The sequence below is a fragment of the Novosphingobium nitrogenifigens DSM 19370 genome (assembly GCF_000192575.1).
GTDB classification, from domain to species: Bacteria; Pseudomonadota; Alphaproteobacteria; order Sphingomonadales; family Sphingomonadaceae; genus Novosphingobium; species Novosphingobium nitrogenifigens.
In genome coordinates this window covers 39,797-56,526 of the sequence record NZ_GL876935.1, presented here as the reverse complement: position 1 = coordinate 56,526, position 16,730 = coordinate 39,797, and the positions used below count along the sequence as shown (strand labels likewise).

At 62.1% G+C, this 16,730-nt stretch carries 14 protein-coding genes; 9 read left to right on the top strand and 5 right to left on the bottom strand.

Features of this window, described 5'->3' with window-relative positions; all coding sequences use genetic code 11:
* Positions 1-40 precede the first annotated feature (40 nt).
* Entirely contained in the window at positions 41-2,842 is a 2,802-nt protein-coding gene (locus tag Y88_RS16460) for a TonB-dependent receptor domain-containing protein (RefSeq protein ID WP_232281124.1), read from the bottom strand.
* Here Y88_RS16460 and Y88_RS19655 point away from each other — a divergent pair.
* Entirely contained in the window at positions 2,841-3,269 is a 429-nt protein-coding gene (locus tag Y88_RS19655; protein WP_232281123.1) for a hypothetical protein, read from the top strand. The genes Y88_RS16460 and Y88_RS19655 overlap by 2 nt on opposite strands.
* Positions 3,270-3,365: 96 nt before the next feature.
* Here Y88_RS19655 and Y88_RS16455 read toward each other — a convergent pair whose 3' ends face one another.
* A complete protein-coding gene (locus Y88_RS16455; protein ID WP_232281122.1) occupies positions 3,366-3,935 on the bottom strand; it encodes a hypothetical protein in 570 nt (189 codons plus the stop codon).
* A 68-nt stretch (positions 3,936-4,003) separates the two neighbouring features.
* Positions 4,004-6,196, bottom strand: coding sequence for an excinuclease ABC subunit UvrB (gene uvrB / locus Y88_RS16450; RefSeq protein WP_008071257.1), 2,193 nt, complete (start codon positions 6,194-6,196; stop codon positions 4,004-4,006).
* Between the two features lie 149 nt (positions 6,197-6,345).
* On the opposite strand from uvrB, the gene Y88_RS16445 reads away from it, so the two are divergent.
* The 8 genes from Y88_RS16445 to Y88_RS16410 all read left to right on the top strand — a co-directional run bounded on the left by Y88_RS16445 (position 6,346) and on the right by Y88_RS16410 (position 14,881).
* A complete protein-coding gene (locus tag Y88_RS16445) occupies positions 6,346-6,918 on the top strand; it encodes a DUF3617 domain-containing protein (protein ID WP_008071255.1) in 573 nt (190 codons plus the stop codon).
* Between the two features lie 107 nt (positions 6,919-7,025).
* Entirely contained in the window at positions 7,026-7,883 is an 858-nt protein-coding gene (locus tag Y88_RS16440; RefSeq protein ID WP_018075638.1) for an alpha/beta hydrolase family protein, read from the top strand.
* Between the two features lie 97 nt (positions 7,884-7,980).
* The gene (locus Y88_RS16435; protein ID WP_232281121.1) at positions 7,981-9,297 is read left to right on the top strand and encodes an MFS transporter; all 1,317 of its coding nucleotides are present in this window, start codon (positions 7,981-7,983) and stop codon (positions 9,295-9,297) included.
* A 232-nt stretch (positions 9,298-9,529) separates the two neighbouring features.
* A complete protein-coding gene (locus Y88_RS16430; protein WP_008071242.1) occupies positions 9,530-10,963 on the top strand; it encodes a circularly permuted type 2 ATP-grasp protein in 1,434 nt (477 codons plus the stop codon).
* 91 nt (positions 10,964-11,054) lie between these two features.
* Positions 11,055-12,002: an alpha-E domain-containing protein gene (locus Y88_RS16425; RefSeq protein WP_008071241.1), complete on the top strand. Its 948-nt coding sequence runs from the start codon at positions 11,055-11,057 to the stop codon at positions 12,000-12,002.
* Between the two features lie 23 nt (positions 12,003-12,025).
* Positions 12,026-12,856: a transglutaminase family protein gene (locus Y88_RS16420; protein WP_008071240.1), complete on the top strand. Its 831-nt coding sequence runs from the start codon at positions 12,026-12,028 to the stop codon at positions 12,854-12,856.
* Positions 12,857-12,966: 110 nt separating this feature from the next.
* Entirely contained in the window at positions 12,967-13,788 is an 822-nt protein-coding gene (locus Y88_RS16415; protein WP_008071239.1) for a proteasome-type protease, read from the top strand.
* Positions 13,789-14,263: 475 nt separating this feature from the next.
* Positions 14,264-14,881: a response regulator transcription factor gene (locus Y88_RS16410; protein ID WP_008071238.1), complete on the top strand. Its 618-nt coding sequence runs from the start codon at positions 14,264-14,266 to the stop codon at positions 14,879-14,881.
* Between the two features lie 206 nt (positions 14,882-15,087).
* Here the strand turns inward: Y88_RS16410 and Y88_RS16405 are convergent, their stop codons facing one another.
* A complete protein-coding gene (locus tag Y88_RS16405) occupies positions 15,088-15,768 on the bottom strand; it encodes an extensin family protein (RefSeq protein WP_408637199.1) in 681 nt (226 codons plus the stop codon).
* Between the two features lie 125 nt (positions 15,769-15,893).
* Entirely contained in the window at positions 15,894-16,508 is a 615-nt protein-coding gene (locus tag Y88_RS16400) for a TetR/AcrR family transcriptional regulator (RefSeq protein ID WP_008071236.1), read from the bottom strand.
* Positions 16,509-16,730 lie beyond the last annotated feature (222 nt).

The window sequence follows — 16,730 nt, the reverse complement described above, 5'->3', positions numbered from 1 at the left end:
TTTTTAAGGGATGTGCTTTTGTTCCGTGCTGACGTGTCGGTCAGAATTTTACTTTGACCGAGACGCGCACATAGCGCCCCATGATCGCATCGTAGTAGCGGTTCGAACTGTTCAAGATGGTTGAATAAGGAAATGGCACGCCTCGGTCGAAGACGTTGTTCACGTTGACCGAGAACGTGTAGTGCTGATTGACGATGAAGCTCATGGCACTGTTGACAACAAGGTAGGGCGACTGGCGCGGGTATTGGTACGTGCTGTCGGGAGCGTTCACATCGAGGCGGGTCGGGCCGTAATAGATCCCCTGCCACAGCCAGCTGAAATGCTTGTTGTTATAGGTGATCGTTGCGGTGACATTGTCGATGGGGTCGGTGATGCCGCCCGCGACCTTTTGCAGGTCCCCGGTGCCGACCTGATAGTAATGGCGGTAGGTGTGGAGAAAGTCGGCGCGGAAAGACAGCGCCCCGAACCGTTCGGGCAGGCCGACCCGATGCAGGGGGAGGTCGTAACTGATCGCGCCTTGCAGGGCGCGAAAGTTCTCGGCCCCGATATTGTAGTTTCCTTCGGCGAAATCGATCACTTGGCCGGTCGAATCGCGAGTGAAGGTGTTGCAGAATGAATTGGGATAGCCCGGGCTGTCATAGCAGGCGTCCATCAGGTCTGTTGGTCCGAGCGTGGCGATCTCGTTGGCGATGCTGATGCTGATGTAGTCGGCCGTGATCTGAAGCCCTGGGATGAAATGCGGCTCTATGACAGCGCCTGCGGTCCAGCTGCTGGCGATTTCATTTTGCAGTCCGGCATTGCCGCCGCTGGTGCCCTGAACGGTATAGTCGACGATGTTCGATGTGAAATTCGACGGCAGGCCTGCCGCCGCGCAGTTGGCTGCCCGCAGTGCCGGGTTCGGTCCTTGTTGAATGTAGCGGTGATCGCAAGGATCGTTGCCGGTGTCGTAGACGGTCCCGCGTGGGGCATAGAGTTCGGTCAGGGCCGGAGCGCGGAACGAGCGGGTGTAGTTGCCGCGGAACGTGATGTCCCTCACCGGCGCGTATGTGCCGCCGCCGGTATAGGCCCAGAAATTGCTGGTCGAACTGTTGGTGACATAGCGGGCAGCGCCATTGATTTCGAGGCGATGCACGAAGGGGACGTGATTGGATGGCGAAATCAGCGGCAGGCTGAGTTCGCCGAAGGCCTCGTGCGTGGTGAAGGCGCCGCCGACCGGGTCAATTGTAGTCGATGGGCCGTATTGCGTGCGTGACCCGTCGTCGGCCACTTGCCCATAGAAGAAGGCACCGGGGTCGAAATGGGCGGTTTCATGCCGTTGTTCGTAACCGAGGGCAAATTTGGCGAAGCCGCCCGGCAGGCGGATGATGTCCCCCTTGATGTCGGCAACGATGTCGTATTGCGTGTTGACCTGGTGAGTTTGGGCAATCGATGTGACATAGGCGACAGACGCCGCGCTGGCCGTATTGGTGCCGAAGACGTCGAGCGGGGCGCAAGTGCTGCTGAGAGTCGGATAGGGTGAATTGACCGGGTTTCCGGCGCAAACGATGTTGCCCCCGGCATCGGTCGTCGCATCGAGCGCGTTTGCGAAGTTTTGCAGATTGAGTTCGCGCGACGTGGTGGCCGAGACCGATCGACCGTAATTGACGGTCACGTCCCAATTGAATTTGCGTTCGCCTGCTTCGAAATCGCCTTTCAGTCCGGTCACGACGCGCAGGATGTCCGTCCGCGAACGGAACTGGCCGGTGGTCAGGTCGGTGTTCGCGCGGGCGAGGTAGAACGTGCCGGGGCCGCCCAGTGCGTTTTCGATCGTGGCACGGTCGGCCGCGTTCAGGAACGGATTGGACGTGTTGAAGACAAGATTTCCGCTCAGCTCTCCGGCATTGCCGAAAATGGCGGTCGAATAATAGGGTTGCGACGAGACATTGGTTCCGAAACTGCGCCCCCACCATACTTCGCTGAAAATCTGGATATGGTCGGTGATGTCGTAATGGGCGAGCATCGTTGCCGAATACCGTTCGGTATCGGCAAGGAAGTTGTCGTAGTTGGCGATCGGAAAGCCGTCGCCCCCTGCTTGATAAAGCGCGCTTCCGGTCGCGGCGCCGTTGACGAAGGGCACGAGGCGGCCGTTGCGGTTGAAGCGCAAGGCATTCCCGTTGGCGTCGGTCACCGAAGCATAAGGACTGGTTCCCAGGATTGGATAGGAATCCGCCACCAGCGGAAGGCCGCCATCGGTAAAGAGGCCGTAGCGCTTTCCACCCGAATAGAGTTGATGCGTATAACCGGCGGAATTGGTTCTGGCCGAGCCGGTGAAGGGCGAATTTCCACCGACGATGTCGGGCCGTTGCCCATCGCTGATCCCATGCTGGCGGTCGTAGTAGAAGTTGAGCGTAATGTTGCCGCGACCTTCGGCAAAATTCCGACCGAAAAGCAGCGAGCCGTTGGTGTCTCGTCCATCCCCGTATTTCGAGATACCGGCCGAGACCGTGCCCGAGATGCCTTCGTAATTCTTCTTGAGAATGACATTGACCGTGCCCGCAATCGCGTCCGACCCGTAAATCGGCGCGCCGCCGACGGTCACCACTTCGACCCGTTCGACAAGGTCGGGAGCGATTTGGGACAGGTCGACCGGATCGCCGGCAACAGGTCCGAACAGCGAACTGCTCGCGGCACTGACAGAGCGGTTGCCGTTGACCAGCGTCAGCGTTCGTTGTGCGCCGAGATTGAACAGATTGACGAATGTCTCGCCTGCACTGAAGCTGCCTTGTGAACCGACGGGGCCGTTGGCGGGAACACCGAAAGCGGGAAGCTGGGTCAGGGCGGTGCCTATATTGGTGTAGCCCATGGCGTCGATTGTCGCGCCGGTCAGCGTCGTGACAGGTTGGTCGACGACTTTGGCATGGGCGATGCGTGAGGCGGTAACGACAATCTGGTCGTCATTTGTGTCGGGCGCGGCGTGTCGGGTGTTTTCCGGAGGTGTCGTTGTTTGCGCGGTCGCAATCGTCGCAAATGGAAATGGAGCCGAAAGAAGCAGGCTTGTTGACGCCAGGAATCGAAATGGCGAACGAGTTCTGTGGCTGTGCATCGTGTCCCCCAAAGATACGAATGGCCATTTGATGCGGGCAATTCGTATCATTCGCAACAACCTGTCGGTGTCGCGATGCTTGGGGCGGTTTGACTATTGCATAAAAGATACAGGTGCGCGGAGGGTTGGTTTTCGACGCGGAACTGTAGTCGGATTTCGACAAACGTTCGCGCACTTCGAGGATTGAATGCCTGGTTTCGATACCTGACTTATCCAAAGCTGCGGTGAGAGACGATCACCGCAGCTTGGTATTATTCGAAAATTTCAGAATGATTTGAGACAATCACGCCTTGGTCGCGGCGCCTTGGGCATGGCAGCGGCGGACGATTTCGCGGGCGGCGTCGCCTGCGGTGACCTTGATCAGGCCGCCGCCGGGGAGCGTGCCGGTGAACGGGCTGTCGAAGACGTCGTTGTCCTTGTCCGCGCCGGGCAGGCTGCCTTGCCAGACATAGCCACGCTGGCCGGGAAGTGCGGTGGCATCGACGGGCACGCGGATGATCTTGCGCGGGCCTTCGATCGCGAAGAGAGCGCTTGCGCCGACTTCGGCCGCGATCGGGCGAGTGATGACCAGTTGTCCGTTTGCACAGGCGAGTGTGAGCAGGGGATCGGTCCCCGCAACGCCGAAGCGGGCAGTGTTGCCCTCGAGCGACCAGCTTGCCTTGCCGTCGGCATTGGCGGGGGCGGGCGGAGCTTCGTTGGCGGGAAGTTCCAGCCGTCGCGCGTCGAGCGGGCCTTCCTCTGCCTGCGCCTTGGCCGCAGGAACCACGCGCGAACAGGCGCCGAGCGTGAGTGCGGCGGGAAGAGCCAGCAAAAGGGCAGCCGCAAGGCGGCGAGAAGGCATGGAAGTCGTCACGGCGAAATTCATACCCCCTCTGTCGGGGTGTTCGCAAGCCGGGGAAGGCCCCCTCGTTGACCCTGTCGTCATTTCTTTTGCCCCCATTTGCGTTGGGATTTGCCGAAGCGGGTCTTGCGGGTTCCGGGCTTGCCCTCGTTGCTGCGGCCGACAATCGGAGCCTTGTGCTCGTGCTCGGGCAGGCCCAGTTCGCTGGCTTCGAGCCTGCGGATCTCGTCGCGCAGGCGTCCGGCTTCCTCGAATTCCAGATCGGCGGCGGCGGCCCGCATGCGCTTTTCCAGATCCTCGATATAGGCGCGCAGGTTGTGGCCGACGAGGTGCGTGGTTTCCTCGTCTTCCAGCTCCACGACGACGCCGTCGCGGCTCGCGGTATCGGCGATGATGTCGGCGATCTGACGCTTGATCGTCGCCGGGGTGATGCCGTGTTCCTCGTTATAGGCCTGTTGCCGGGCCCGGCGTCGATCGGTTTCGGCAATCGCGCGTTCCATCGAGCCGGTCATGCGGTCGGCATAGAGGATCACGCGTCCATCGACATTGCGCGCGGCGCGGCCGATGGTCTGGATCAGGCTGGTTTCCGAACGGAGGAAGCCTTCCTTGTCCGCGTCGAGAATGCACACGAGGCCGCATTCGGGAATGTCGAGCCCTTCGCGCAGCAGGTTGATGCCGACAAGCACGTCATAGACGCCCAGCCGCAAGTCGCGGATCAGTTCGATGCGCTCGAGCGTTTCGACGTCCGAATGCATGTAGCGGACTCTGAGGCCCGCTTCGTGCATGAATTCGGTCAGGTCCTCGGCCATGCGCTTGGTCAAGGTGGTGACCAGCGTGCGATAGCCCTTTTCGGCGGTGGCGCGGCATTCGGCGATGCAGTCCTGCACCTGATCCTCGACCGGGCGGATGAAGACCGGCGGATCGATCAGGCCGGTGGGGCGGATCACCTGTTCGGCAAAGACTCCGCCCGACTGTTCCATTTCCCATGAGCCGGGCGTTGCCGAGACGGCCACCGTCTGCGGACGCATGGCGTCCCATTCGTTGAAGCGCAGGGGGCGGTTGTCGATGCAACTGGGCAGGCGAAAGCCATATTCGGCGAGCGTGATCTTGCGCCGATGGTCGCCTCGCGCCATCGCCCCGATCTGCGGGATCGTCTGGTGGCTTTCGTCGATGAACAGCAGCGCGTTCTCGGGCAGGTATTCGAACAGGGTCGGCGGCGGTTCGCCCGGCAGGCGCCCGGTCAGGAAGCGGCTGTAATTCTCGATCCCCGCGCACGATCCCGTCGCGGCCATCATTTCTAGATCGAAATTGGTGCGCTGTTCCAGCCGTTGCGCTTCGAGCAGGTGTCCTTCGGAAGTCAGTTCCTTGAGCCGTTCAGACAGTTCGAAACGGATCGCGTCCATCGCCTGCTTGAGTGTGGGGCCGGGAGTGACGTGGTGCGAATTGGCGTAGACGCGCACACGGTCCAGCCGCGCGCCCGCCTTGCCGGTCAGAGGGTCGAACTCGGCGATTTCCTCGATCTCGTCTCCGAAGAAGCTGACGCGCCAGGCCATGTCTTCATAGTGCGAGGGGAAGATTTCGAGATTGTCACCGCGCACGCGGAACGACCCGCGGGCAAAGGCATGGTCGTTGCGCTTGTATTGCAGGGCGACCAGCTTGCGGATGATCTCGCGGCTGTCGACGGTGTCGCCTTTCTTGAGATCGAAGACCATGGCCGAATAGGTTTCGACCGAGCCGATGCCGTAAAGGCACGAGACCGAGGCGACGATGATGACGTCGTCGCGTTCGAGCAAGGCGCGCGTGGCCGAGTGGCGCATGCGGTCGATCGCCTCGTTCACCGAGCTTTCCTTCTCGATGTAGGTGTCCGAACGCGGCACATAGGCCTCGGGCTGGTAATAGTCGTAGTACGAGACGAAATATTCGACGGCGTTGTCGGGGAAGAAGCTCTTGAATTCGCCGTAGAGTTGCGCCGCGAGGATCTTGTTGGGGGCAAGGATCAGCGCGGGGCGCTGCACCGCCTCGATCACTTTGGCCATGGTAAAGGTCTTGCCCGAGCCGGTGACGCCAAGCAGCACTTGCGTGCGGTCGTCATCCTCGATCGAGGCGACGAGATCGGCGATTGCGGTCGGCTGGTCGCCGCTGGGCTGATAGTCGGACACGACGGTGAAAGGCTTCCCGCCTTCCGACTTTTCCGGCCGATGCGGCTTGTGCGGCACGAACGTGCCCGTGGTGTCGGGCTCGGCAAGCCCCCTGCGAATGACGAGTTCTGCCATGATGACGGCAATATGGGGAATGGTTCCCGCTTGTGCAATCGGAGCGAGGGGCGCGCGTGGTTTTCTGCTATGCCGGACGCGGGAAAAAGGGGGTACGACTCATGGGGCAGACAATGAGGGGCCAGACAACGAGAGATTGGGCAACGAAAGTGTCGACGATCGCCGTGCTGGTCGCGGGTGTGGTGGTGCTGGGGGCTTGTGGGCAGCGCAAGACTGTCGAGGCGCAGAATGCGACGGTCGGCGAAGTCGGGGCCAAAGTCGCGCAGGCCGGGATCCAGTTTCATCCCGGCGCCTGGGAAACCACGATCCGGACAATGGACGTTTCGGTCGAGGGGATGCCGCCCGAAATGGCCGATGCCATGAAGCAGGCGATGACGGCGCGGGCGACGGGCGAAGCCAACAAGACGCGCAATTGCCTTACACCGGAAAAGGCGGCCAAGCCCGATGCCGAGTTCTTCGGCAAGGAGAACAAGGACTGCCGCTACAAGGATTTCTCGATGGGCGGGGGCAAGATTGCCGCGAATCTCGTCTGTTCCGGAGAGCACGGGCACAGCACCGTCACAATGAACGGCGTCTATACTCCCGACAGCTATACCATGGACATCAACGTCGGCAGCACGATGGGGCCCGAGGATGGAATGGCAGGCAAGGCCATGAAAATGCACGTTGTTGCCGAGTCCCGTCATGTCGGGGAGTGCAAGCCGGACGATGTTCGGGAGTGATGGAAAAAATTTTCCCATGATGGTGCTGTGGGAGATTTCTGACATCAATTTGAAACAATCCGAAATAGCTGGTGTTCATGCTGCGTTGATCCGACAGAGCGCAGACCATGACGATGCTCGAACGACTTCCTCTTCCCCGGATGGGTTTGCCCCGGTTGGCTGTGGTCGACGGGTTGGCGCCGTTGCGTGATGCCGGATCGCGGATCGCGGCCTGGGGGCGGGAAGTCGAAAGACGCGGCGCGCTCGCGTTCCAGCCGCGCCCGTCGGATGCGCGCGGTCCGGCCTTGCCGCGCCTGCTGGCCGAACTGAAGACGCCTTATGAACTCTGGGCCGCCGGGCGCCGTCGCGAAGAGGCGTGCGAGAGCGAGCCTGTCCATGCGCGCGCGGTCATGCTGCTGCCCGGTTTCGGCACGCATCCGGCGCGGATGCGGGGACTTGGCAAGGCACTGGAAGCTGCCGGCCATCGCGTCAGCGACTGGGGGCTGGGTTTCAATTTCGGACCGAGCGAGGATCGTTTCACGCGTCTGTGCGAACGGGTGGTCACACTGTCCCGCCGCGAAGGCCAGCCGCTGGTTCTGGTCGGATGGAGTCTGGGCGGACTGTTCGCGCGCGAAATTGCCCATCGCCATCCCGAAGCGGTCGCCATGGTGATCACCATGGGGACGCCGTTTTCCGGTGATCGCCGCGCCAACAACGCCTGGCGCGCCTATCAGTTCATTGCGGGTCATCCGGTCGATGCGCCGCCGGTCGGTGACCGGTGTTTCGGGGACAAGCCGCCGGTGCCCACGGTCGCGTTGTGGAGTCCGCGCGACGGGATCGTTTCTCCGCGCAGTTCATGCGGGCGTCCGGGCGAACGCGATGTCGCCCTGCCGGTGCGGTGCACCCATCTGGGCTTTGCCGGGCATCCCGAGGTGTCCCGGACGGTCGCTGCGTTGATCGCAACGGTCGGACAGGACAACATCTGATCAACGCTGCCGCATAGAAGAGTCGTGCGAATGCCGCTTGGCAGGCACGCCACCGCCGCGCCATAGTCCCCGCCAAACGAGACACGGTGGGGAAAACGTGAGCGGCAGGACGGTGGAGGATTCGAAGCGGGTCGACGGCGGGGCAGTGCTTGCGCGGGCGGGGTGGCGGATCATTCCCCTGCTGGGCCTCGCCTATCTCGTCGCATTCATGGATCGCTCGAACATCAGTTTCGCGGCGCGCACGATGAATGCCGACCTGGGGTTCAGCGCGACGGTCTACGGCATCGGCGGCGGGGTGTTCTTCCTCTCCTATGCGCTGTTCGAGGTGCCCTCCAACATCCTGCTCGAACGCGTGGGGGCAAGGTTGTGGATCGCGCGGATCATGATCACCTGGGGGGTGATCGCGGCAGCGATGATGTTCGTGCGCAATGCGACGACCTTTTACGTCCTGCGGTTTCTGCTGGGTCTTGCCGAGGCGGGGTTCTTTCCCGGGGTGATCTTTTACCTGTCGCTGTGGTTCCCCCGGGCGGCGCGGGGAAGGGCGATCAGCCGGTTCTATATTTCCGGTCCCCTGACGCGCGTGGTCATGGGGGTGGTTTCGGTCTGGCTCCTCGCGCTCGACGGGGTTGCCGGGCTCAAAGGCTGGCAATGGCTGTTCTGCGTGGAGGGGTTGCCCGCCGTTCTCGTCGGCTTGCTGGTGCTGTGGTTGCTTCCCGACGGGCCGGACAGGGTCGACTGGCTGAACGAAGAGGAAAAGGCCTGGTTGGCCGGTGAGCTTGCCCGCGATGCGGCAGAAGCCGGGCCTCGGGGGCATCATCATCCGCTGGTCGCGTTGCGGCGTCCGGCCGTTCTCCTGCTTGGCATGGTCGGGTTCCTGACCGGCGGGGCTTATTTCACGTTCACTTTGTCCGAGCCGCAGATTCTGGCACTGACGACGGGATGGTCGACGCCAAGCGTGGGCTATCTCGTGAGTGCGGGAGGTCTTGCGGGAGCCGCCGGGATGCTGCTGACCGGGTGGGCGTCGGACCGGGTGGGGACGCGGATGCCGTTTCTGGCGATCAGTGCGCTGATCGTGCTGGCGGGATACATGTCCTTTGCGCTCTTTTCCGGGAAGACGGCGGGCCTCATCGGCTATGGTTGCTATGTGTTGGCCTGGGGGTCGGTCACGTTGTCGATGTGGATGCTGTGCACCGATCTGGTCGTGCCGGGGGAAATGGCGGTGGCAACCGCGATGGTGAACACCATGGCCCAGACGGGCGCCTTTGTCGGACCGATCCTGTGGGGCATGGCGCGGGATGCGACGGGCAGCTTTCGTGCGGGGTTCTGGGGGCTGGTTGCGGCGCAGGTGGCTGCATTGGTTTTTGTTGCGGTTCTGGCCCGGCGGCATGGCGCGGGGCGAAGAGCCGTGAGCTGACTATTTGCCTCCGACTTGGGACAATTTGCATCATAACTGGGGAAAACATCCCCATTTGCCAAAAAGGGCGTTGCGGCTCTCCGGCTGCTTGGCATGGTTAAACGGCAAAGGAGGAAAAGCGCGACGATGATTGTCTGATTTGTCATGCGCCGATTTGTTTTGCCGGTGCAGCAGGAACGCTTGCGGGGAGGCAAATCCTGTGCAAGCAATGAGGTCCAGACGGGATGAGCCTATGAAAAGAACCTCGCCCTCGTCCTATGACGAGATGCTCGATGCCGATGGTTCGGTGCGCGCCGCCTATGCCGGTTATTCCGACTGGCTGGACGAGCAGCCACCCGGACTTCTGAAACGGAAAGGGATCGAGGCAGAGGCGTTCTTTCGTCGCACGGGGATCACTTTCAACGTCTATGGCGCCGCCGATGCTGAAGAACGGCTGATCCCGTTCGATCCGGTGCCGCGCATCATCACCGCGAACCAATGGCGCAAGCTGTCGCGCGGGATCGAACAGCGCGTCCGGGCACTCAACGCCTTTCTCCACGACCTTTATCATCGTCAGGAAATCGTCCGTTCCGGACGCCTGCCCGAACGCCTCTTGCGCGACAACGCGGCCTATCTGGCACAGATGGCCGGCTTCACGCCGCCCGGCGGGGTCTATACCCACATCGTCGGCATCGACCTCGTCCGCGTGGGCGAGGATGATTTCATGGTTCTCGAAGACAACGCCCGTACGCCCTCGGGGGTCTCCTACATGCTGGAGAACCGCGAGACGATGATGGCGATGTTCCCCGAACTGTTCACCCGGGTGCGGGTGCGGGAAGTGTCGGACTATCCGCGCCGTCTTGCGCGCAGTCTGGCAGCCTGTGCTCCGGCGGCCTTTGCCGGGGACAAGCCGACTGTCGCGGTGCTGACGCCCGGGATCTACAATTCGGCCTATTTCGAACATGCGTTCCTGGCTGACCAGATGGGCGCCGAACTCGTCGAAGGCAGCGATCTCAAGGTCGAGAACGGGCGTATCGCCATGCGCACGACCAAGGGGTGGCAGCCGGTCGACGTGATCTATCGCCGGGTCGACGATGAATTCCTCGATCCGCTCTCGTTCAATTCGAGCAGCGTTCTGGGCGTTGCCGGGATCATGGACGTCTATCGCTCGGGCGGTGTCACCATCGCCAATGCGCCGGGGACGGGCATTTCCGACGACAAGGCGATCTACAGCTTCATGCCCGAGATCGTCGAATTCTATACCGGGGAAAAGCCGATCCTGTCGAACGTGCCGACCTGGCGTTGTTCGGAACCCGATGCGCTGGCCTATGTTCTCGACAATTTGTCCGAACTGGTGGTCAAGGAAGTGCACGGGTCGGGCGGCTACGGCATGTTGATCGGGCCGACGTCCTCGAAAAAGGAAATCGCCGCGTTCGAGGCCAAGTTGCGCGCGCGTCCGGACAATTACATTGCCCAGCCGACGCTGTCGCTGTCGACCGTGCCGATTTTTACCAAGGCGGGGTTGGCGCCGCGTCACGTGGACTTGCGGCCTTTCGTGCTGGTCAGCCCGCACGGGATCGACATCACGCCCGGTGGCCTGACGCGCGTCGCGCTCAAGAAAGGCTCGCTCGTGGTCAACTCGTCGCAGGGCGGGGGGACCAAGGACAGCTGGGTGCTCGACGACTGATGGCGCGGGCACGGCATCGCGGGGGCATCCCCGAACAGGCGCGCGGCCAAGGCCATGCGTGCGGTGAGGCGTACAGGACCGGGAACAAGGCATGCTAGGCAGATCGGCGAACGGGATTTTCTGGCTGTTCCGGTATCTTGAGCGTGCCGAGAACACGGCGCGACTGGTTGACGCCGGGTTCCGCATGGCGCTTACCCGCGACAGCCGCGACGCGCGCGAGGAATGGCGCTCGGTCGTGACCACGCTCGGCATGCAGGAGGATTTCGAGGAAGCCTGCGGCACCGAGTATCAGGGCGCTCAGGTGTTCAACTTCGTGCTGCGCGACAAGGGCAATCCGGCCAGCGTTCTGGCGATGATCGAGGCGGCGCGGACCAATGCGCGCATGGTGCGCACCGTCATTACCCGCGAAGTGTGGGAAGCGGTCAACGAAAGCTGGATGCTGTTGAAGGAGATCCTCGGCCGCACGGTCAACGAGACGCGGCTGGGGGATGTGCTCGACACCATCCGTCGCCAGTCGACCCAGGTGCGCGGCGCGATGGAAGGCACCATGCTGCGCAACGACATCTACAATTTCGCGCGGCTGGGGACGTTCATCGAACGGGCGGACAACACGGCCCGTATTCTCGACGTCAAGTATTACGTCCTGTTGCCCAGCCTCTCTCCGGTCGGGTCCAGCCTCGATAACGTGCAGTGGGAAAATGTGCTGCGCTCGGTCGCGGGCGAGCGGGCCTATCGCTGGCTCAATGCCGGGCAGATGGATCCCAAGGGGATTGCCGAGTTCCTGATCCACGACGAGCGGTTCCCGCGCAGCCTTGCCTTCTGTTACGGCAAGTTGCGGTCCAATCTGGATTACCTCGCCCGCGATTACGGCACGACGATGGATGCCCAGACTATCCAGCGGGAATGCCAGGATCGGCTGTTGGCGACGGGGATCGAGGCGGTGATCGAGCAGGGCCTGCACGAGTTCATCGGCGATTTCCTCGCCTGCAACAATCGTCTCGCGCAACAGATCCAGCGCGATTACCGTTTCATCGACTGAACACAGGCTCGGGACACCAGCGGATGCGCCTCGCCATCGATCACGTCACCACTTACCGCTTTGCCCAGCCGATCACGCAGGGCATGCAGCGATTGCGCCTGACCCCGGTCACCGGGAAGGGGCAATCGGTCGTTGAATGGGCTATCGACCTGGTCGGGGCCCGGGCCGAAGCCGGCTATGACGACGAAAACGGCAATCGCGTGACGCTCGTCGCGATTACGCCGGGCGTGGAGGAAGTCACGATCCGTGCACACGGTGTCGTCGATACCACTGACGAGGCCGGGGTTGTCGGGCGTCACGTCGGTTATCTGCCGCTCTGGCATTTCACGCGGGAAACCGAACTGACCAAGGTCGGTCCGAAAATCGAGGCCTTGATCGAGGCGCTCGCGGACAGGACGACGAGTGACCGTCTGGCGACGCTCCATGCTCTGACCGCGCTGATCCGCGACGCGGTGGCCTATGAAACCGGGCATACTGACGTGGCGACTTCTGCCGAAGCGGTTCTGGCGGCCGGGCATGGCGTCTGTCAGGATCACGCCCACGTCTTCATCGCGAGCGCGCGGGCACTGGGCATTCCTGCCCGCTATGTCAGCGGGTACTTGCTGATGGACGACCGGGTCGAGCAGGATGCCGGGCATGGCTGGGCCGAAGCCTTTGTCGAAGGACTTGGCTGGGTCGGGTTCGATGTTGCCAATGCGGTCTGCCCCGACGCGCGATACGTTCGTGTTGCGACGGGGCGCGACTATGTGGAGGCTGCGCCGGTCAAGGGACTGACATTCACTGCTTTTGGCGATGCGGAGTCGGACGAGACGTTGACCGTCGAACTTTCCATCCTGCAGGTTGTCCCCGCCTGATCGGCCTGCGCCTTTTCGAATCGCTCCCTCGGCCTTAAAGCAGCCATTTGCACCGACGCGAGCGGACAGGACGGCCCCTGTCCGCGATGTCGCCGGACGGGAGCGCACGAATGACCTATTGCGTGGGGATGATGCTGGACGCCGGACTGGTGTTGATGAGCGACACCCGCACCAATTCCGGCGTCGATAACATTTCGACGTTTCGCAAGATGTTCAGCTGGAACGTGCCGGGCGAGCGTATCATCACCCTGATGACGGCCGGCAATCTTGCGACGACCCAGGCCGTCGTGACCCAGCTTGAAGAGCGCAACAAGGTTCCCGGCGACCGTCACCCCTCGATTCTCGAGGCGCCGACGATGTTCCAGGTGGCCGGGGAAGTCGGTCGCCTGTTGCGGCAGGTGGTGGAAGGGCCGGGGGCGCTTGCCGAACCGGGCTCCGGGGCGAAGGCGGAAGGGCCGCGTTTTACCGCTTCGATCATTGTGGCCGGGCAGATTCGCGGAATGACGCCGCGCCTGTTCCTGATCTATCCCGAAGGCAATTTCATCGAGGCCACGTTCGATACCCCGTTCTTCCAGATCGGCGAGACCAAGTACGGTCGGCCGATCCTGCTGCGCGGCTATGACCGTACCATGCCTTTCGAGGACGCGGTCAAATTGCTGATGGTGTCGTTCGATTCGACCCTGGCCGCCAATCTGTCGGTCGGACTGCCGCTCGATCTCATGGTGATCGCCCGCGATCGTTTCACGCCGCTCCATCATCGCCGGATCGGGGCGGATGACACCTATTTTCGCTCCATTTCGAAGGGGTGGGGAGATGCCCTGCGGCGGGCGTTCCACTCGCTTCCATCTTACGATCTGGGGACGCCGATGCCGCTGGAACAGCAGGTCGACGAAGTGGAAGCCGCGATTCCGGAAATCCTGAATCAGGCCTGAGGCTTCGAACACTCCGGACGCACGGGGTCTTGTCGTTCGGCGTGCCCGTTCCACGGGGCTTGTGTGTATCCATGCACGCCAATGATGCGGCGCGGCGCAGGATCTCGTCCGTCGCTCGTCCGTCATACCAGATACTTACGTTGAAGGACGTGGACCGCATTGGGCAAGTGCGGTCGTTTCATTGTGCAGTACGGTAACTCACTTGCGAGCAGAGTATACGTAATTGCACTTAGCTTATTTGGTTAGGGCGTTCAGCGTCTCGGCAAAGGATTACAAGAGGATTACAGGGGTAAATCACGGGTGTGAGCCCGATTTTCCCTTTTTCCGAATGTCCGTTGGACGCCGATCTGCTCCGTTCCAGAGGGAATTACCCTAAGGGTGTTGGAGTAATTCACCGGATTTTGGGTCTGGGTTGGGTTCGTATTGAAACTAACCACGTTGGCCACTGGCCCGGATTCAATGGTTGATAGTCCTCATGATCGACCGCGTCACACTCCACATCCTCGATGGCGATTCTGCCCGCCGTGCGCAGCTCGCCCGTCTCGCCTTTGCCGCAGGGCATCATGCCGAGATATACGCCAACACCGATGAGCTGCTGGCGCATGCTCCGTCCGGTGGGCTGGTTCTCGCCAATGACGATCCGCCCGGTGACGGAGTTGCCAGCCTGATCGGTGCGATGACGCGCGCGGGGCAGTGGCTTCCGGTGATCGCCATTTCAGAGGAGCCGAGTACGGCTTCCGTCGTCAATGCGATCAAGGCCGGTGCTCTCGATTATCTTGCCGTTCCGCAGCAGATCGGCCCGCTCAATGAAGCCATTGCCGGTGCTGCTCGTGAAGCCGAAACGCATCGGGCCCAGCGTGCTCGCGCGGCTGAAGCCCGTCAACGGATCGCTCGTCTGTCGTTGCGCGAACGCGAAGTGCTCGACCGTCTTGCCGAAGGGTGCAGCAACAAGGCGATTGCGCGCGAGCTTGATATCAGCCCGCGTACGGTCGAGATCCACCGCATGAAGATGATGGGCAAGCTGGGCGCCCGTCATGCGGCCGAAGCCGTTCGCTTGCGTATCGAAGCAACCGGTCTGGGCGACGCGGCCTGACATGCGGGACCGGGCAGGGCGTGTTTTTCGCTCTGACCCCGGGGTTGATCAGGCAAGCGGATGGCGTCTTGCCGAGGCTCCCCGCCCGTCATCCGACAAGGGGGCGTTGCGGGAAGCTCAAAAAAACGAAAGCCCGATTGGCGTTATGCCGATCGGGCTTTCGTTTTGAAGCGGCGAGATAATTTGAAGAGGTCGGGGAATCGGCGTCAGTGGCAGACGGTGTGGGGCGCTCCGACTTCGAGATGGAAATGGTCGCGGTGCGCGGGATTGTAATCGGGACTGAGAACCACGGAAAACCGCTTGCAGGCGCTGGCCCGGATGATGTGCAGGAAATTGCGCGTGGCCGGACTTCCCTCGTTCCAGTCACCCTTGATGCTGACATGGCGACCGTCGGCCAGGATGAAACCGGCGATGTCGATGGCATTGGCCGTGGCGTGGGCGCTGCGGTGGTCGCTTCCGGCGATGTTGCGGCAGTTGTAGCTGCCGAATGTCTCGATCCGTTGCAGCGGGCTGCCCATGGCCAGCCGCGCGGCGCGATCGACTCCATAGCGAGCCCATCCTTGCAGGGCTTCGGCCAGAGGGCAGGTAACGGGCCCGAGATTGGCAAGTTGCAAATGCGCGTCGTCGCTGCGCAGCCATGACAGGCGCACGGTGTTCACCGTCGAACACCCGGCGCCGTAATACTGATCGGGAAGAGTCGTGAAATTGGCCTGGCTCTGGCCAAGTTCCGCCAAGCATTGTCGCGAGCTGGGCGCAGGTGCAAGGCGATCCATCGTCGCGCGCTGGGGCGCGCGATGTTCTGTCGGGCTTCCGCCGATGCACCCGGCCAGGCACAAGGCAAGACCGGATACCGGGACGAGCCGCAGGGGGGCAATTCGTCGGGCCATGATCAGTGCATCGCCGATTATGGTAAAAACTTGCTGAACAAGCACCCGAAAAATGTGTGGTCGGAAATTACCATTCGGCCATGATTGCGGCGAAGCCGATCAGGACATCGTGCTATTTTCGAAAATCAGCTCGTGTGGCGGAAAATCCGTACGATCTGACCGGCGATTTCGCGGCGGGTCAGGCGGCCTTCGCGATACCAGCCGTCGGCGGTGTTGAGCAGGCGCAGGAGCAGAATGCGGTAGATGCTGCGGTCGATCCCGTCCTCGAGCGGAAGTGCATCGACGAGGCGGCGGAAGATCATTTCGAATTCGTCGCGCTTGCGCACGAGAGCGTCGGTGATCTCGTCAGGGACCGAGCGCAGATTGTTCATGATCGGCAGGGTGAGTGAGGCGGGGTTGAGCTGGATGTCCAGCATCTCGGCACAGGCCGCTTCGAGTCGTTCCCAGGGGTCGGTGAAGGGGGCGATTGCGGCCTCGATCCGTCCGGCCGTTTCGTTGAGTGCCCGGTCGTGGATATCGACGAAGAGCTCTTCCTTCGACCGGATGTGATAATAGAGCGAGCCGGGCAGCATCCCGACCTTTTCCGCGATGTGTCGGATCGACGTGCCGCGATAGCCGCGCTCGGCGAAGAGCTGCGCCGCGATTTCGAGAATCTCGCGTCGGCGTTCGGCTGCGTCGTGGGATGCAGCGGCATTGTGGCTGCCGCCGTTGGTGGCGGAATGGGAGCCGGATGGGGGCATCGGGTCTTCGCTCGTGAGGCGGGCCGGGGGAGCCGGTCTGAAGATGGAAAGCGGCACGCCTAACCGAACCGGACGGTTGAGGCAATCGGCTCTGACACGGCTCGCGCTTGACAGGTGTATCACTCGCCGTCACTTCGCCAAACAAATGTTTGGTTGAGTCGCAGGTCATGGTGATGCCGAGATTTTTTCCCCTACGTTCGCTTGGCCTGCCCCCGGTGCAGG

Excerpts from the sequence above, each read along its gene's own strand:
- Y88_RS19655 (WP_232281123.1), top strand. The coding sequence starts at position 2,841 with ATGGCGTCGATTGTCGCGCCGGTCAGCGTCGTGACAGGTTGGTCGACG.
- Y88_RS16440 (WP_018075638.1), top strand. The coding sequence starts at position 7,026 with ATGACGATGCTCGAACGACTTCCTCTTCCCCGGATGGGTTTGCCCCGG.
- Y88_RS16420 (WP_008071240.1), top strand. The coding sequence starts at position 12,026 with ATGCGCCTCGCCATCGATCACGTCACCACTTACCGCTTTGCCCAGCCG.
- Y88_RS16405 (WP_408637199.1), bottom strand. The coding sequence starts at position 15,768 with ATGGCCCGACGAATTGCCCCCCTGCGGCTCGTCCCGGTATCCGGTCTT.
- Y88_RS16410 (WP_008071238.1), top strand. The coding sequence starts at position 14,264 with ATGATCGACCGCGTCACACTCCACATCCTCGATGGCGATTCTGCCCGC.
- Y88_RS16415 (WP_008071239.1), top strand. The coding sequence starts at position 12,967 with ATGACCTATTGCGTGGGGATGATGCTGGACGCCGGACTGGTGTTGATG.
- Y88_RS16400 (WP_008071236.1), bottom strand. The coding sequence starts at position 16,508 with ATGCCCCCATCCGGCTCCCATTCCGCCACCAACGGCGGCAGCCACAAT.
- Y88_RS16460 (WP_232281124.1), bottom strand. The coding sequence starts at position 2,842 with ATGGGCTACACCAATATAGGCACCGCCCTGACCCAGCTTCCCGCTTTC.
- Y88_RS16425 (WP_008071241.1), top strand. The coding sequence starts at position 11,055 with ATGCTAGGCAGATCGGCGAACGGGATTTTCTGGCTGTTCCGGTATCTT.
- uvrB (WP_008071257.1), bottom strand. The coding sequence starts at position 6,196 with ATGGCAGAACTCGTCATTCGCAGGGGGCTTGCCGAGCCCGACACCACG.
- Y88_RS16430 (WP_008071242.1), top strand. The coding sequence starts at position 9,530 with ATGAAAAGAACCTCGCCCTCGTCCTATGACGAGATGCTCGATGCCGAT.